The organism is Candidatus Nitrotoga arctica (genome assembly GCF_918378365.1).
Lineage (GTDB): Bacteria > Pseudomonadota > Gammaproteobacteria > Burkholderiales > Gallionellaceae > Nitrotoga > Nitrotoga arctica.
Genome location: NZ_OU912926.1, coordinates 1,403,991 through 1,422,035 on the forward strand (window position 1 = coordinate 1,403,991; position 18,045 = coordinate 1,422,035).

The following is an 18,045-nucleotide window of genomic DNA, read 5'->3' on the forward strand; positions in this document are numbered from 1 at the left end:
AGATTATGCCAGTGGAAGTCTCACAATCGGGTTTTCGAAGAGTCGAAAGTCATGAGGACGGAAAGGGCATTGTCGCGAGTCTAGGTCTGAAGAAAACTGAATTTAAAGCTGCGGGTCGATGAACAAAAATCGGATATGAGGCTTGATATATCTAAAACGAGCAGATAGGTGACCACGGCGTCCTTCATCTGCGGCAGTTGATGTGCCTTTATAAATCCAGTATTACGCAAGTCCGCAGCCATTCACGCAGTGGTAGACCGATTCAAACAGCAAGCAAGCTATTTACGCAAAATGGGAACCTTGCTCTCATCCAGGCTTAAGGATTCTGCACCTTATGTCACAGTGAGGTGAGAGGGCGGGTAGCGAGGTCTTTACCCTATTCCGATTAAAAAGGCGGTGCACCTGCCACATACCAAGTTATGTAGATAGCACCTGCCGCGCAGGCTAAGGGGGCAATAGACAGTAATAACGATTGCAACCACAGCCCCATTTTTTCGGAGACCGGAATTTTGGCAGCCAGTGGAATTCCCGCCAGCACCGTTAAAACATACCATGGCAACTGTGCGGTCAACACTGCGAGACAGCCAGTCAATCCGGCGATGAGTGACAAGGGCAGGGTAAAGCTACGCCCGCATGGTAATCGGCTGTTAAATATTGCTTGAAGCATAAGGTAAGCACTTGCCGCCGCACCCAGAGCTAAACCGAACTGGCCGAGCAGGGCAGAAGCACCAAGCAATGCAGATCCGCCCGTGCCCAGTCCCAGTGCCATGCCTGCACTTCCTGCTCGTACGGGTGATTCATGTAATGTATCCATCCAGAATATCAACCAGCCAACATACAAAGCGCATCCGCCACTCCAAAGCAACATATGCGTCATGTCCTGCTGTTGTAAAATGCGCAACGCCATCCACACTGTCGCAAAACCGCCCGCTATAGCGAGGATCAAGCGTAGTGGACGCCAATTGAATCGTAATAGCGTTAGAGCAAGCAGCGCAGAAAGCAAGCCCAGCAGCACGATTTTGCGCGCAGAGGTGAGTGGCTCAAAAGAGAAATCACTCACCAAGTAAACAGTGACAGCAAACCCGGCAATAATCGCTAAACCGCTTAAGCGTAAGCGCTGTAATAATTCTGCCACTATCAGTGCGATGACGAAGGGAGCGAGACCGCCCTGTACGGCGGGATGATCTAGCAATTCTTGCATTTTGTGCGCACAATTTTATTAGTTTCTAATGACATTTTTATCCTCACTCTGGAAGTTTATTTGCCTGCGATTAAGTGTATTCATAGTAATAATTTGCATTTTATAATATAAATTTGCATTGGTGTGCACCCCTTGAAATATTACTTACTACCCCAACGTTAAGCACTACGATATGCAAAAATAAGAAATTGCATCCCCTATTTTCAGTTTAAGAGAGGTACATATATGAAACGAATTTTTCTGTTTATTCTGACCAATTTGGCTGTACTTTTTGTCATCAGTATTACCTTACGCTTGCTGGGTATTGACAAAATATTGAATGATAGTGGCGGCATCAATTTCAATGCTCTCTTGGTCATGTCGGCGGTGATGGGTTTTGCTGGCTCGATAATCTCGCTGTTCTTGTCCAAATGGTCGGCCAAGCGGATGGTTGGAGCACAGGTCATTTCTAACCCGATTGATCCTACTGAGCGCTGGCTGATGGAAACCGTGCGCAAGCAGGCGCAAGCTGCGGGAATCGGCATGCCTGAAGTAGCTGTCTATGAAGCACCAGACGTAAATGCTTTTGCTACCGGCTGGAACCGCAACAATGCGCTAGTGGCGGTAAGTACCGGCTTGCTGCATAACATGAGCCGGGATGAGGCGGAAGCTGTGCTAGCGCACGAGATCAGCCACGTTGCCAACGGCGACATGATAACGCTTGCGCTTATACAAGGAGTAGTCAACACTTTTGTAATCTTTTTCTCCAGAATCATTGGCCATTTAGTGGATCGTTTGGTGTTCAAGACTGAACGTGAATATGGCCCAGCTTACTGGGTTACTAACATCATCGCACAAATGGTGCTGGGCATCCTGGCCAGCATTATCGTTATGTGGTTTTCGCGCCAGCGCGAATTTCGCGCCGATGCAGGAGGGGCAAATCTGGCAGGACGTAATAAGATGATCGCTGCATTGGAGAAGCTGAAAATTAATCACGAACAGGCTACTCTGCCCGAGCAGATGGCAGCATTTGGTATTGCGGGTGGGGGTGGTTTAGCTAAATTATTTAGTACCCATCCATCTCTCGATGAGCGCATAGAGGCATTACACGCAGGACGTTAAGTTAACTTTATTTTCGTGGGTTGCTGGGAGGGGCGACTACGGAGCGAAGGTACAATCAATAAGCTGTATTCTATTTTTATTAAAATAAGATTGAATTTGGATCAATATCAGAATTAACATTTAATTTAGCATGGGATTTTCTGTTGTTGTTGGTATGGGTTGTTCTATTTTATACGGGTTAAAAGATGTGTCAACAGGCAGCCCCATTTCTATTGGCTGCACACTAGACGCAGCATCACTCGATGGCTGTTGCACTGGTGATTCCATGCTGTGCTGTGGAACAGGTGTGTCGACTACTGCTGGCTTAGGTGTATCAACTACTGCTGGCTGTGAATTTTCTTGTTTATCTTCGATCGAAATTTTATCTGGTATATCGCTACTTTCCTCGTCATCGAATTTTTCACGAGGTGGATTACCGTCATACACTAAGCTTTGACGTTGTTGCAAATAGGCATCACGGATAAAGGCATAACGGTCAATTGCGGCTTCTTCCAATATTTTTTCCTGATCCAGTAGCCCTGCTCGGAGACTGATCGTCCGTGCTACATACATTTCGTTGCGTGTAGGTATATTAGGAATAAGGCGAATGGGGCTGGCATAACTATCCGCATACAAGCCGATGCTATCGCGAACAGTTCTGGGGCCAAAGAATGGGAGGACGACGTAAGGCCCACTGCTGATGCCCCAGTAGCCTAAAGTCTGACCGAAGTCTTCATTGTGTTTTTCAAGTCGATCGGTAATGTTAAATAGCCCTAAAATGCCAAACGTTGAGTTGAACAATACGCGTGTGCCATCGGAGGCGGCTTGAGCAAATTTTAATTGTAGCAGGTCGTTTATAGTGACAATGATGTCATCCAGATTCGAGAAAAAATTTGTCACCATGATTTTTCCGGGTTCCGGGATGATGGTGTTATAGCCTTTCGCTACCGGTTTCAATACAGCCTTGTCCACCGCATCGTTAAATTTATACATACTCCGGTTAAATGGTTCCAGTGGATCTTGCGGATTTCTTTCCCCCTGAGTTGAAGCACAGCCACCTAATGCAAGGCTGACAAGCAATAAATAAATTCTAGTTGAGGACATGAAGATCATTGGAAGTGAGTTTATTTTGTACAATTATAGTCGCAATGCCAATAGTCGCAAGTATCTAGGTATTGCTCAGATAGTACGATCCCATATGGATTTATTATCTTCGCTACCTGCATAGAATTGCATCCGTTTGGATGGTATTGCCCGATCCAGGGTGTATTATTAATAATTATACACTTATACTGCGTTTTACTTCGCGGATGCTAAATTAAGCGACCGGAGTCGAGTGGCATATTATGTTCAGCACATCTATATTTATTTGGATTTTTCCTGAAATCGAAATCAGCAATCTATTATCCACATTATTAGCAATTAGTCCGTACCATTAAGAAACAGACGTTCATTACGTTACAGAGAACGCCTGCGTCTTGCACCATTTTTCAATCTTTGTTAAGGTTGACCGCATCATGCAATTTTCCCGTGCTCTTTTTCCGCTATTCCTTACATTGCTGTTGCTTTTTGCCCAGCAAGGTGGAGCTATGCATGCTTTACATCATGCCCTTGCTGAGCATGGTCAGCAGCATGATAAGCACACACCACATTCATCAGCGTGTGGATATTGTGCGGCTTATACGCAACTGGGTGGCGTATTTGGCAGCTCTCCCCCGGCCTTTGCAGTTACCGTTATTCCGAGCGGAACGGTATGGTTTAACACCATTACATTCCGTTCCAACCAACCCCTTATCGCCGTTGCACGCGGCCCGCCTGATTTTCTCCAAGAAATTGCATAAGACTGCCCCGTTTAACGCGGGGTTGTGTCATTTATTTTTGGAGAATTACTATGTTTATGCACGTCATATTTGGCGCGGCGTTTTTCACCTACGCCGCGACCAAAAAACCCGTTTACTTAATCCCCCTGCTATTTTTGGCTTTTATAGCATCCGTTAAAGCCCACGCGGCTGATTCCATGCTCAGTGTTACTTGCAAAGATGAGGACATGGGCGCCGAAGTGTTTATCAATGACAAATTTAAGGGCAAATGCCCATTGGATTTAACCGTTCCCGCTGGCAAGTTGAAGTTAAAAGTTCAAAAGAAAGTGGATACTTTTAGTATTCGCGTATTCGAGCAGGAAATAAGAGTGGGCCAAGGCGTGGATAAAAATGTCAAAGTGCTATTAGGTGCTGCGCAGCTCAACGCTAAAGGTAAGCAACTCCAAGCCAGGCGACTGAGCCTGGAGCAAGCAGAATTAAAGAAGCCAGAGAAAGAAGGCACGCCCGAAACTGTGGCGACTCCAGTCCCAAACTTTGCCATGACCCATCCTGTCGCTCTGCCGCCGGTCGTGGTAGCCGCCCCGGCCATAATTATTCCTCCTGTCATGTTGTCGCCGCAGATTGTGGGTACAGAGCAAGCAGAAAATGAACCGATCTTATTGCCGCCAATTGTTGTTACCGCCAACCCGTTGGGAAGCGCGCTGTTTGACCTTGTATCCCCTGTTTCTGTGCTGAGCGGAAAAGAGTTATCGTTTCGACAAGAGAGCACCTTAGGTGAAACGCTCTCCAAACTTCCTGGCGTCAGTTCCACCTACTTTGGCCCGAACGCGAGCCGTCCCGTAATCCGTGGCCTGGACGGTGATCGTGTACGGATAATGCAGAACGGTGTCGGCATGCTCGATGTTTCAGCTTTGAGCCCCGATCATGCTACAACCGTAGATCCGTTGGTGGTAGATCGGATCGAGGTGGTGCGCGGCCCTGCAACATTGATGTATGGAGGTTCCGCAGTTGGAGGCGTAGTAAATTCACTCGACAACCGTATTCCCCAATCACCCATCGAAGGCTTCACGGGCCGCGTTGAACCTCGGATTGGCGGTGCCGCCAATGAGCGCAGCGGTGCAGCCGTGCTGGAAGCCGGCAATGGCTTGGTTGCACTTCACGCTGACATCGCTTCACGCCGAACTGATGACCTCAAGATCCCCGGTTTTGCGCGATCAGACCGACAACGTACCCTGGATGGCCCCGCAGTCGAACAGCCTCGTGGACGTCTAATCAACAGCTCGTCGAACAGCGACAGCGGTGCGGTGGGTGCTTCTCTTACTTTGGACAAGGGATACCTTGGACTCTCATATAGCGACTATAAAGCGAATTACGGTACCGTGGCGGAACCGGACGTGCGCGTCGACATGAACAGCAAACGGTTAGGTGTGGCGGGGGAAATGCGCGAGCTGGGCACGTTTGTTCAGAGTGTGAAGTTCAAATATGGCTATACCGATTATCTGCATAACGAGGTGGAGAACGGTGTAATTGCAACCACGTTCAAAAACAAGGGATATGAAACACGGATAGACGCAACTCACGCCAAGCTGGGGCCATTCACCGGCGCCTTCGGCGTACAGCTTTCAAATACTGATTTCGCGGCGCTCGGCACAGAGGCATTTTTGCCGAAAGTCAATACCGACGCCAAAGCGCTTTTCATTTATGAGGAAGCCGTATTTGGCGATGTCAAGTTTACCGCAGGGGGCCGTAACGAACATACCACAGTAGAATCGGCTGGGGATAGCCCAACAACGACGCGCTTTGGTGCTGCCCAGGCGCGCAAATTTTCGGCCAATAGTGGTGCCTTAGGCGCACTCTACACCTTCGATCAGAATGTTAGCCTGGCTGCAAACCTTTCGCACACCGAGCGTGTGCCGACTTATGCCGAGTTATTCGCGAATGGCAGGCATGTAGCAACGGGACAGTTCGAGGTGGGTGACACAACGCTTTCGAAGGAAAAGTCGAATGGTGCTGATGTGCAACTGCGCTGGCGTTCGGGCCCCCATTCAGCAAGTATCAGCGGTTTTTACACCCGTTTCCAGAACTACATTACGTTGATCAAAAGCGGTCAGGAGCAGGAAGAACTGACGGAGGCGCTATTTCGTGCGGTGAAGGCTGAATTTTATGGTTTTGAGACGGAAGGAAAATTCCGGATATATGAGAAAAAAGGTAATCTCGATCTCAACCTGCGCGGCGACTATGTGCGGGCGAAGAACAGCGACACGGGCGAGCCATTGCCGCGCATTACTCCAATGCGTCTCGGCGGGGGCCTCGATTACCAACTTGGCAAGTTCAGTGCAAGGCTCGACATTTCCCATTCTTTCAAGCAGGATCGAGTCGCAGCGAACGAACTACCCACCAGTGGCTACACGTTGACCAACACCACATTGAACTACCGCTTTAAGACGCAAGCAGTTAACTGGGATGCCTATATCAAGGGCAATAATATTTTCAATCAGGAAGCACGAGCGCATACCTCGTTCTTGAAGGAAATCGCCCCGCTACCGGGTCGCGGTTTTCTTATGGGTGTACGTGCCAATTTTTGAGTTTCCTATAACGTAATTCACTCGACGGCATGCACGTGATGATGCCGTATCTAACAGGGTGCGACAATTTGTCGCATTCTCATCTTGCTGCCTCCCCCCTATAATTACTTAATTCGAAAAATAATTATTTCAGGGGAAGAGTATGGAAGTACGCAGTAATAAGGTTGGTTTAGTTGCCCTGAGTTTGTTGTCTATGGCAGTTAATCAGGCTGTCCACGCCAGCCATGCCACTCCCCCCGAAGATACGGCTAGTGAACAGTTGCCTGAGATAACTGTGATTGCTGAGCCGGGTAGTGTTGTACGCATCCCCCCGATAGTTAAAAAATTTAAACTGCCGCAGACAACCGAAAGCACGACAGCTGAAAAAATCGCTGATACGGTTAATATTGTTGATACTGAGGATGCTGTCAAATATATGCCCAGCATTTTTGTGCGCAAACGCAACTATGGTGATACACAGCCGGTAATGGCGACGCGTACATGGGGAGTCAATTCCAGCGCGCGTAGTCTGGTATATGCAGATGATGTCCTTCTATCAGCGCTTATTGCAAATAACAATACTATTGGCGCACCCCGCTGGGGGATGGTGGCTCCAGAAGAAATTCAACGTATAGATATTATGTACGGTCCATTTGCTGCGGCGTATCCCGGAAATTCAATGGGTGCCGTGATGCAAATTATAACCCGCATGCCGGACAAATTTGAAGGTTCGATAAGCCAAACTTTGGCTTTCCAGAATTTTCAGCAATACAACACCCGTGATACTTACCGTACTAGCCAGACTTCTGCCACTTTTGGAAATCGATCAGGTAATTTGTCTTGGTGGATTAGTGCCAATCATATGGATAGTTACAGCCAGCCGCTAGCCTATATCACTCAGGGACAAGCATCCGCTGAACCAGCTGCTCCGGCAAATACCACTGGCCGGATTACTGCAAATAACAAAATAGGCTTGTTCGCCGATGTACTGGGGGCGGGTGGGTTGCTGCATACACAGATGGATAATGCAAAAGTCAAAGTTGCTTATGATCTGACCCCTGCGTTACGCGCAACGTACACCTTCGGTTATTGGCGTAATAATGCCCAATCCAATGTACAAACGTATCTGACCAGTACGGCCCCCGCAACCATTGGCCAAGCTACCTTTGGTGGAATACCCGGATTTGCGTCAAACAATTATGATCTGATCCAGGAACATTTAATGCAAAGCCTCGCTTTGAAGTCTGACACCAAAGGTATATTGGACTGGGAGGCGGTGGTAACCGATTACAGGATTAACCGGGATAAACAGAGTACGCCATCCGGGGTGGGTGCTCTAACTACCTTTTCGACTACAGGCAAAACTTCTTTGATGGATGGTACTGGTTGGTCATCCGTTGATCTCAAAGGAATATGGAGACCTGGTGGCAACCATGAAGTTAGCTCGGGCATTCACAATGATCAATACAACCTGGACAATCCAGTGTTTAACACGTTCAATTGGACTGTTTCCAATAGCTTCATCAATCCATTCACTATCAGTCGCGGAAAAACCCAGACTAATGCGCTGTGGGTTCAGGATGTCTGGAAAATTTTACCGGAGCTCAAGGCAACTTTAGGGGGGCGTTATGAAAATTGGAAAGCATACGACGGCTATAACCTTAATGGGGCAACCGAAGTTTTCCAGCCTAAGGTGACATCGACAAATTTTTCCCCTAAGGCTTCACTTTCTTGGGTAGCTTCTGCAGACTGGGTGATAACGAATTCATTCGGACAAGCATACCGTTATCCGACAGTTTCAGAGCTTTTCCAAAGTGTTAACACAGGACCAACGGTTACCATACCTAATCCCAATTTACGGCCGGAAAAAGTACTGTCTGATGAGTTGGTATTTGAGCGAGCATTAAAGGATGGGAGGTTCAGGGTTTCACTGTTTCGTGAGGAAGTTTCCAATGCAATAATTTCCCAGACCAGCCCTCTCGTTTCCGGTAGCGGCATTCCCTTCACCTTTACGATGAACGTAGACAAGATCCGCAATCAGGGTATAGAGCTGGCCATGCAAAAAGACAATGCATTCATGCATGGCTTGGAACTTTCTGGCAGCGTGACTTATGTTGATTCCAAAATTGTTGAAAACAACAGCTGGAAGAGTCCCGCTGCGCCAGCTCCCCAAAACACAATCTCTGTTGGAAAAAGAGTACCGTATGTTCCTGACTGGAGAGCTACCCTGGTCGCGACTTACCGTCCGAATATGAAATGGGCGTATACCTTGGCGGGTCGATATAGCGGCAAGCAGTATTCAACAATGGATAATACTGACAACACTTCAAATGTGTATGGAGCATTCGACAGTTTTGTAGTCATTGATGCCCATGCAAACTTTAAAGTGAACAAAAATTGGAACGCAACAATGGGGATCGATAATATTAACAACTACAAATACACCCTTTTTCACCCATTCCCGCAACGCACGTTTGTTGCCAATCTGAAATATAAATTTTAGAAAGGCATTCATGAAATTTTCATTTTGGGTTACGTTTCGTAGCGCAACGATTGCCATGTGTTGCCGGATTCCTAGCTTGCATCATGAATAATACAATTATAAGGAAGCGTTGGTGCCAGCGCCTGAGCGCATGGCGGTTTGGTTATTGCCGTAGGATCGGGTTGATTTCCTGTTTGGCGGTCAATGGAATATGCATGGCAGCAGACCATTCAGGTCATGGTTCTGCGCATCCTCAAGATATGGCGAAGATATGGAAAACCGCACTTGCCCGCCAGCCGCTTGCGGTCACCGCCACGTTTGATACTAGCGGCAAGCTGTGGCAGGCATCCGTGAAAGATGGTCATGTGATGGTGAGCCAGTCTGACAATCAGGGAAAAACCTTCAGCACGCCAGTTCCGGTTAATCCAGAGTCTGAATTAGTGGCCGCGGTAGGTGAGAACCGTCCAAAAATTCTGGTGGGGAGCAATGGCAATATCTACATTTCCTACACTCGGAACCTGGAGACACCTTTTGCCGGCAATATCCGTTTCAGCCGCTCGGTAGATGGAGGAAAAAGCTTTTCTGCACCCATTACGGTCAATAACAATCTGGATCCTATAACCCACAGTTTCGACGCAATGGGTGTAAACGCGCGCGGCCAGATTTACATCGTCTGGCTGGACAAGCGCGATATATCAATCGCTACAAAAAATGGGGCAAAATACAGTGGGCTAGCGATCTACTACGCCATTTCTGATGATGAAGGCAAAACTTTCCATACCAACATCAAAGCCGCCGATCATTCCTGCGAATGCTGCCGTGTGGCGATGGCAATGGATAAGGATGGCACCCCGATTATCGTGTGGCGGCATATTTTCGGTAAGAACATACGCGACCATGCCATGATGCGGCTTGATAGCAAGTCTCAACCTATCCGCCTAAGTTACGAAAACTGGGAAGTTGATGCCTGCCCTCATCATGGTCCAGCAATATCCATTGCTAACGACGGTAATTATCATTTTGTTTGGTTCAGTAACTCGTTGGAACAGCACGGATTGTTCTACTCTCACTCTTCCGATCAAGGCAAGCATTTTTCTCGACCATTAAATTTTGGAAACTTCCAGGCTCAAGCCTCACACCCATATATTTTGAGTCTGGGCCCACGCGTTTTTATTACCTGGAAAGAATTTGATGGCATGGCTACGGGCATCTATCTGATACATTCCATTGATGGAGGTAATCTTTGGTCGGCCCCCAAAAAAATTGCGTCTACCACTGGCACTTCAGATTACCCATTTCTGATCAGTGATGGCAATAAAAACTATCTCTCCTGGAATACCGACAAAGAAGGCTACCGACTTATTAATTTAGCTGAGACCGCACAATGAAATCCGGTGGCACAATAGTTCGATGTCTGCTCGGTTTATTGTTGTGCTTAAGTTCTACTTGTTCCTCGGCTGCACAAATAGCCAAACATTTTGTGCGCGGCAGTTATCAGGAAATTGTTTCAGCTCGTGCGGGTAAACCTTTCATTATTAGTTTATGGTCTCTCGACTGCACATATTGCCACGACGATATGGTGCTGTTCGGCAAGCTATCAAAAAAATACCCTGACCTTGACTTGGTACTGATCTCAACCGATACCCCGGAACAAATAAAGGAAATTGCGCGCAGGCTACAAAAATACCCTCTGAAGAAAGCTGAATCCTGGATTTTTGCCGACAGTTTCGTTGAGCGCTTGCGTTACGAAGTGGATGCGCAATGGTATGGAGAGCTACCCCGCACCTATTTTTACGATGCGCAAGGACATGTCTTAGGATTAAGCGGAAAGTTGGACTATGCCAAAATTGAGCAATGGATACGCGGAGTCAAAAAGAACGAATAACAACTCGACAGAGAATTTTAACCATCACCAATCATGTCCCTAGTCCATAGGCCACATATTAGTGTGCGCATCAACCAAGCTCCGGCAGTTGGCATTGCTGAATTACGCGAGTTCCTACTGTATCTTTGCAGGTAAACCTAAACTTACCGTCGTGTTGCGCTTTACCTCTGAACAAGCGTGCTGGGTGCGGATGGATACTGGCATCCGCAACCGCAGTGCGGCGGCAACTACGAATTGCGTGTTCCCTATTTAGGCCTTCGTGAATTAGTAAGGAACATTCTAAAAGATGACTGCAGAATTGAAGTCATCACATCAGAAATACTACGCAATGTTGTAGCTGAACATCTAAAAAACGTCCGGGGATGCTACCGCTAAAATAGTCTGAACTGGCTCATGCTATGAGCCAGTTGGAGTGTTAGCATGCTTGGCATGAACGATAAACAAGAAAATTTGGCACTTGCACATGTTCGTCAAAGTGATGGCGGTGTATGGCACAAACATTTGTTGGACAAACATCTGCGCGATGTGGCTAAGCTGGCTGCCGATTTTGCCGCTGGTTTTGATTCTAGTGACTGGGCGAGCATCGCCGGGTTATGGCACGATTTGGGCAAATACAGCACGGAGTTTCAACGGTATATCCAAACCGTAAGTGGATACGACCGGGAAAATGCCCACATTGAAGGTGGTGCACCGGGTCGGGTTGACCATTCCACCGCGGGCGCGATATATGCAGTTCGACAGTTTGATAAACACGGACGCATTTTGGCGTATCTGATTGCGGGGCATCACGCCGGATTGCCTGATTGGGATTCGGCAGATACTGGTAGAAAAGCACTCTCCTTCAGGTTAGAGAAAAGCCAGTTGCTCGACCGCATTCCAACGCAAGCCATTCCGCAGAACATACTCATGCAGAGCAAGCCACCCTCCAAGGTGTGCGGAGGCGAAAATGGTTTTCACTTGTGGGTTCGAATGCTGTTTTCGTGTTTGGTGGACGCTGATTTTCTCGATACTGAATTCTTTATGGATAAAGGGAAAAATCAGGCGCGGCAACAGTTTCCCGCACTTGCGGAAATGCTGCCGATTTTCAACCGGGCTATGGAAGCAAAAGTTGCTCAATTAATAGTTGAGCAATCTGCCGAGACACCGGTCAACCGTATACGCGCCGACGTATTAGCACAATGCCGAAAACAGGCGGCGTTGTCCCCCGGCATGTTTTCGCTCACTGTGCCCACTGGTGGCGGCAAGACACTTTCCAGCTTGGCCTTCGCGCTGGAACATGCCAAGCATCACTCAAAGGATCACGCAATGCGTCGCATCATCTACGCCATTCCCTATACCAGCATTATCGAGCAGACCGCCGATGTGTTTCGCGGCATCTTCGGCAGAGATGACATTGTGGAACATCACAGCAATTTTGATGTAGACCGCGAAACCACGCGCAGTCGTTTGGCAGCAGAGAATTGGGATGCGCCGCTGATTGTGACCACCAATGTTCAGTTGTTTGAATCGCTGTTCGCCGCCCGCACAAGCCGTTGCCGTAAGCTGCACAATCTCGTCAACAGTGTGATCGTGCTGGATGAGGCGCAACTGCTACCGCCAGAATTTCTACAACCGATACTTGATACGCTCAACCTGTTGACTACCCACTATGGTGTAACCATCGTGCTTTCCACCGCCACCCAGCCAGCACTGAATACGGTCAAGGATAACTTTGGTCGCACTACGCGCAAGGGGCTAAACAACGTGCGTGAAATTATCGCTGACGTGGATGGACTCTATGCCGATCTGGAACGGGTAGAAGTTCAGATACCTGCTGATTTCAATCAACCCACTGATTGGGAATCTCTTGCCGCAGAGCTTTGTCATCATGATACGGTGCTGGCCATCGTCAATACTCGCAAGGATTGCCGCGAGCTTTGGGAGCTTATGCCCAAGGGTACATTACACCTTTCCGCACTCTTATGTGGTGCGCACCGCTCGGCGATAATTGCCGACATCAAGGAGCGGCTCAAATGTGGCGAAGCGGTGCGCGTTATCAGCACACAACTGGTCGAAGCCGGAGTTGATCTCGACTTCCCCGTGGTTTATCGGGCGCTGGCCGGACTGGATTCTATTGCGCAGGCGGCGGGTCGCTGCAATCGTGAGGGAGCGTTGAAGGGAAAAGGCAAAGTTGTGGTGTTCGTTCCGCCAAAACCCGCGCCCAGAGGCTTGCTGCGCTTTGGCGAAGATGCCACCAAAGACGTATGGCACAAGCGGCCAGAAAAGCCGCTGGCGCGGGAATTGTTCACCCGCTACTTCAATCGTTTTTTGAGTATGCCAAATCTGGATGAGCACGATATTGCTGGTTCTCTCAAATGCGGAAGTGGTCTGGAAGTTCAATTCCGCACCGCCGCCGAGAAATTCCGCCTGATTGATGACCGCGAAACGCAGGCCGTGTTTGTGCGCTATAACGCGGAGAGCAATAAGCTGATTCAGCAGTTGAATCAGATAGGGCCAAAGCGTGATTTAATGCGCAAGCTCCAACGGCACTCGGTGACGATTTATCGCCACGATTTGAACCGTCTGCTCCAGAATGGTGACATTAAGGCAATTGAAAATTACCCTGACCTATATGCTCAAGTAGGCGATACGCTATACCACAAGAAAACAGGGTTGTTGCTTGCCGAATCGCCGATATTGAACCCCAGCACGCTTGCGTTCTGAAAACGAGGGAAAGCCATGCTAAGAAAAACCTACTGTCTGGAAGTGAGCGGCGATTTCGCCTGTTTCACCCGCCCGGAAATGAAAGTGGAACGGGTTAGCTACGATGTCATTACGCCATCTGCCGCCCGTGCTGTGTTCGAGGCCATTCTATGGAAACCGGCGCTCCGCTGGGTGCCAACCAGAATCGAAGTTTTGAAGCCAATCAAATGGGTTTCTGTGCGACGCAATGAAGTTGGCAGCAAGGTGTCGGTCAGCAATGTCAAGACTGCAATGAAGCGGGGGGATGGTAATTTGTGCATCTATGCAGATACATCAGATGAGCGCCAGCAGCGCGCCGGATTGTTTTTGCGCGATGTGAAATATCGGCTGTATGCACACTTTGAAATGACCGAACGCGATCATCGGTTCAGCTACCCGCACCTGACCCATATCGTGCAAGACCTTAAGGAAGAAAAGGAACGGCACAAGCCCAATACGCCAGTCAAGTTTTTCAATATGTTTGAGCGTCGAGCTGAGAAAGGCCAGTGCATCAATCAGCCTTATCTTGGCTGCCGCGAGTTCGCATGCGATGTTCGGCTAATTGATGATCCAGCCAAACAGCCCGCCCCACTCATTGCGGAGACACGAGAATTGGGCTGGATGCTCTACGACATGGACTACGCCAATTCATCAGACCCCGCCCCGCGTTTTTTTAATGCACGAATGAAAAACGGCATAGTAGAAATTCCAGACTGGAACAGCGAAGAGGTGCGGGGATGATACTTCAGTCTCTGCAAGGGTATTACAAACGAATGGAGGCCAATCCCGATTCTGATATTGCGCCAGAAGGATTTGAGTGGAAGGAAATGCCGTTTGTGATTGTTCTCGATGAAAATGGTGTGTTTGTTGATTTTCGAGATCGTCGTCAACCCAAGGGGAAATTTCTGAGAGCCAAGCCTCTCTTGGTTCCAAAAGGATACCCAAGTCGCCCCGGAACTCAAGGCTGGAAAAAATCCAACATCCTTTGGGATCACTATGGATATGTACTTGCACATCCGAAATCAGAAAAGCAAGATGATGTTGAAATGGCTAGAAGGCAACATGGAAGTTTCAAAAAACTTATTGATGATTTGCACAAAACGATTCCTCACGATAGCGGCATTGCTGCTGTGTCAGCATACTTAAGCCAAGAGGATTTCTCCCGAGTTCTAAATCATCCGTCTTGGAAAGAATGCAGTTTGATTAAGGGATGCAATATCTCTTTTCAACTGGTTGAAGGTTTAGAGCTTGTCTGTCAGAGCGCAATGCTGATTCAACATATCAAGCTCCAACTAGAACACAGAGCCACGATTGAGATTGGAGAAAGTGGGCATACAGCCGTGTGCTTGGTAACTGGAAACGTGGCGGAAATTGCAAGACTACACTTCCCCATATCCGGCATTAACGACAAACCTGCGCCATTTTCGGCAGTGAACGATGGCGTGTCCCCAGCCTTTTCTTCCTATGGAAAAAGCCAAGGATTTAATTTTCCTATTTCAGAAACTGCGGTATTTCAATATAGCGAGGCACTAAACAATCTACTGAAGAAATCTCCAATTCGTGTTGCTGGTCAGAAAATTGTTTGCTGGAGTGAGAAAACAAGTGGTTCCGAGATGGAAGAACTATTCGGTACTTGTTTGAACAATGACGATCCATTGGACGGCGTAAAGAAAGTTCAATCACTTTTTGCGTCCATAAACACAGGTGCAAAAATTACCGAAGATGATGATCAGCTATTTTTTGTCCTTGGTCTTGCGCCAAACTCGGCTCGTATCGTTGTGCGCTATTGGTTGAAAGACACAGTTCGAGATGTCGGAGCCAAACTGGCAATGCATTTTAGTGACCTAGAAATAATAGCTCCCTCGAATTTTCAGCCTTACTTGCCGCTGTGGCAACTACTCCAATCCATTGCAGTTCGAGGGGATAGCGACAACATTCCACCCAATCTGACAGGCGATACCATGCGGGCGATTTTGTCGGGTACACCTTATCCCGTCACTTTGTTGCAAGCGGCTATTCGGCAGATTCGCGCCGAACAAGCAAAGAAAAACGATAAAACCGGCAAGTCACTGCCAAATGTGACTTACGCCCGTGCCGGGCTCATCAAAGCCTGCCTCAATCGGGCATCCCGTTTCAAAAATCAAAAGGAGGATATTGCCATGTCGCTTGATACCACCAATCCCAATCCGGCTTACCGTTTGGGACGTTTGTTTGCCGTGCTGGAAAAAATCCAGGAAGCGGCCAATCCAGGATTGAACGCCACTATCCGTGACCGTTTTTACGGTGCGGCATCCAGCAGTCCGGTGACGGTTTTCCCAACTTTGCTGAAATTAAAAAATCACCACCTAGCCAAGTTGAGCGTGGGGCAAAAGGTGTATTACGAAAAGCTAATTGGCGAAATCGTCTGGGAACTCGATCCCGTAGTAGCTTTCCCTGCTCAGTTGCCACTGAACGAGCAAGGGCGATTCGCCATCGGCTATTACCATCAGCAGCGTGATCTTTACACCAAGAAGTAACAACTTTAACCAGAACAGGGAGCTTGAACCATGAGTATTCAAAATCGCTATGACTTCGTTTTGTTATTTGACGTAAAAGATGGTAACCCCAACGGCGACCCGGACGCAGGCAACTTGCCGCGTATGGATGCCGAAACCGGGCGGGGCTTGGTGACTGATGTGTGTCTAAAAAGGAAGATTAGAAACTACGTTGCTCTAAGGGAAAGTTACAAGACACCCAACAACATTTATGTGCGTGAAAAAGCTGTTCTAGGGCGTGCGCATGTTGAAGCTTTCAAAACTCTTGGCATTGGTCTTGGCGAAGAAGCACAGTTGAAAGTCGAGTCAAAATTGGCGCAGGAATTCGAGGATGTGATACTGCCAGATGGGTTGACGCTTACTGGGGACGACGAAGACGGCTGGCTCTTGGTGTTCGCAGCAGACTTGGACAAGGCAGAGATCAAAGATTGGTTAAAAGAGGCAAAGAAGGAGAAATTGTGTTCTGCTGATATTCAAAAACTCGTTGGGGAAGGACTCAAACAAGTGAAGGCGCGTCGCCCTGTCGCTGACGAGGTGGAGAAGGGACGAGTGTGGATGTGCAAAAACTATTTTGACATCAGAACGTTTGGTGCAGTTATGTCACTTAAGTCGGCACCCAACTGCGGTCAAGTGCGCGGGCCTGTGCAGCTGACTTTTGGCCGTTCAATCGACCCTATCGTGGCACTGGAACACTCCATTACCCGCATGGCGGTGGCCACCGAAGCTGAAGCCGAAAAGCAGGGTGGCGACAACCGCACGATGGGCCGCAAGTTTACCGTGCCTTACGGTCTTTATGCGGCGCATGGATTTATTTCTGCGCATTTGGCGGAGCAGACAGGGTTTTCAGATGGTGACCTTGAGCTGTTATGGGTAGCATTAGCCGAGATGTTCGAGCATGATCGTTCCGCTGCTCGTGGCGAGATGACCACGCGCGGGCTGTATATTTTCAAGCATGATTCAAAACTGGGGAATGCACGCGCCTACAGTTTGTTCGACCACATCCAGCCCAAACTCAACGAAGGTGTTGCCGTGCCGCGCGACTTCAGCGATTACACAGTGACTGTGAGCGATGCCGAATTGCCAGTAGGGATCACTTTGCACCGCAAGGTTGGGTAAGTGCAATCCCATGCACAATGAGCCAGCCGACCCCATTATGCTTTCCGCTCTCCAACACTGGAGCTATTGCCCACGCCAGTGCGCGTTGATTCATGTCGAGCAGGTATTCGATGAGAATGTTTTCACCATGCGTGGTAATGCAGCGCATGAGCGGGTGGATGATCCGGGATTTGAAACTTTTGAGGGTGTGCGTGCCGAACGTGCTTTGCCGGTTTGGTCGGATCGGTTGGGGCTGATCGGTAAATGCGACGTGGTGGAGTTTCACCCAGACGGGCGCATCTATCCGGTGGAATATAAACATGGCCGCAAGCGCGAAAAAGTCCACGACGATCTCCAACTTGCCGCGCAGGCAATGTGCCTGGAAGAAATGACTGGCAAGACCATTACGCATGGCGCGATTTATCACCACAGTTCACGGCGTCGGCGTGAGGTGGCGATTACACAAGAATTGCGCGATAAAGTGGAAAAAACTGTGAATGCTATTCGCGCCATTATGAATTCAGGCAAGTTGCCGCCGCCGGTCAATGACGCGCGCTGCAAGGAGTGTTCGTTGATAGAAATTTGCCAGCCTCAGGCTGTCGCTGAACGTGCGGTGCAGCATAGTCTGCTGAAAACTTTGTTCGAGCCGGAGGGTATATAAAA

Annotated in this window: 13 protein-coding genes; 11 read left to right on the forward strand and 2 right to left on the reverse strand. The window is 48.5% G+C overall.

The features are described from left to right. Positions 1–385 precede the first annotated feature (385 nt). Positions 386–1,201 (reverse strand): hypothetical protein, encoded by an 816-nt coding sequence (locus MKZ32_RS06295; protein ID WP_239796489.1) that lies wholly within the window; start codon positions 1,199–1,201, stop codon positions 386–388. A 225-nt stretch (positions 1,202–1,426) separates the two neighbouring features. Here MKZ32_RS06295 and htpX point away from each other — a divergent pair, with 225 nt between their 5' ends. After that, complete coding sequence (gene htpX, locus MKZ32_RS06300; protein WP_239796490.1) at positions 1,427–2,302, forward strand: protease HtpX; 876 nt, start codon at positions 1,427–1,429, stop codon at positions 2,300–2,302. A 120-nt stretch (positions 2,303–2,422) separates the two neighbouring features. Here the strand turns inward: htpX and MKZ32_RS06305 are convergent, their stop codons facing one another. Next, positions 2,423–3,385: an MlaA family lipoprotein gene (locus MKZ32_RS06305; RefSeq protein ID WP_239796491.1), complete on the reverse strand. Its 963-nt coding sequence runs from the start codon at positions 3,383–3,385 to the stop codon at positions 2,423–2,425. Between the two features lie 413 nt (positions 3,386–3,798). Here MKZ32_RS06305 and MKZ32_RS06310 point away from each other — a divergent pair, with 413 nt between their 5' ends. The 10 genes from MKZ32_RS06310 to cas4 all read left to right on the forward strand — a co-directional run bounded on the left by MKZ32_RS06310 (position 3,799) and on the right by cas4 (position 18,043). Next, a complete protein-coding gene (locus MKZ32_RS06310; protein ID WP_239796492.1) occupies positions 3,799–4,122 on the forward strand; it encodes a DUF2946 family protein in 324 nt (107 codons plus the stop codon). A 50-nt stretch (positions 4,123–4,172) separates the two neighbouring features. Further along, complete coding sequence (locus tag MKZ32_RS06315; protein ID WP_239796493.1) at positions 4,173–6,686, forward strand: TonB-dependent receptor; 2,514 nt, start codon at positions 4,173–4,175, stop codon at positions 6,684–6,686. A gap of 142 nt (positions 6,687–6,828) precedes the next feature. After that, the gene (locus MKZ32_RS06320; protein ID WP_239796494.1) at positions 6,829–9,168 is read left to right on the forward strand and encodes a TonB-dependent receptor; all 2,340 of its coding nucleotides are present in this window, start codon (positions 6,829–6,831) and stop codon (positions 9,166–9,168) included. A 194-nt stretch (positions 9,169–9,362) separates the two neighbouring features. Beyond that, positions 9,363–10,535 carry a sialidase family protein gene (locus MKZ32_RS06325; RefSeq protein ID WP_239796495.1) on the forward strand — a complete coding sequence of 391 codons (1,173 nt, stop codon included), beginning with the start codon at positions 9,363–9,365 and terminating at the stop codon, positions 10,533–10,535. 92 nt (positions 10,536–10,627) lie between these two features. Next, positions 10,628–11,032 carry a TlpA family protein disulfide reductase gene (locus MKZ32_RS06330; protein ID WP_239796496.1) on the forward strand — a complete coding sequence of 135 codons (405 nt, stop codon included), beginning with the start codon at positions 10,628–10,630 and terminating at the stop codon, positions 11,030–11,032. Positions 11,033–11,452: 420 nt separating this feature from the next. Then, positions 11,453–13,735, forward strand: a complete 2,283-nt coding sequence (locus MKZ32_RS06335; protein ID WP_239796497.1) for a CRISPR-associated endonuclease Cas3'' — start codon at positions 11,453–11,455, stop codon at positions 13,733–13,735. A 15-nt stretch (positions 13,736–13,750) separates the two neighbouring features. After that, the gene (gene cas5c / locus MKZ32_RS06340; protein WP_239796498.1) at positions 13,751–14,494 is read left to right on the forward strand and encodes a type I-C CRISPR-associated protein Cas5c; all 744 of its coding nucleotides are present in this window, start codon (positions 13,751–13,753) and stop codon (positions 14,492–14,494) included. Then, positions 14,491–16,269 (forward strand): type I-C CRISPR-associated protein Cas8c/Csd1, encoded by a 1,779-nt coding sequence (gene cas8c, locus MKZ32_RS06345; RefSeq protein ID WP_239796499.1) that lies wholly within the window; start codon positions 14,491–14,493, stop codon positions 16,267–16,269. The genes cas5c and cas8c overlap by 4 nt, the downstream gene beginning before the upstream one ends. Before the next feature lie 30 nt (positions 16,270–16,299). Beyond that, complete coding sequence (gene cas7c / locus MKZ32_RS06350; protein WP_239796500.1) at positions 16,300–17,403, forward strand: type I-C CRISPR-associated protein Cas7/Csd2; 1,104 nt, start codon at positions 16,300–16,302, stop codon at positions 17,401–17,403. Between the two features lie 10 nt (positions 17,404–17,413). Beyond that, the gene (cas4, locus tag MKZ32_RS06355; protein WP_239796501.1) at positions 17,414–18,043 is read left to right on the forward strand and encodes a CRISPR-associated protein Cas4; all 630 of its coding nucleotides are present in this window, start codon (positions 17,414–17,416) and stop codon (positions 18,041–18,043) included. The last annotated feature ends 2 nt before the right edge of the window (positions 18,044–18,045 follow it).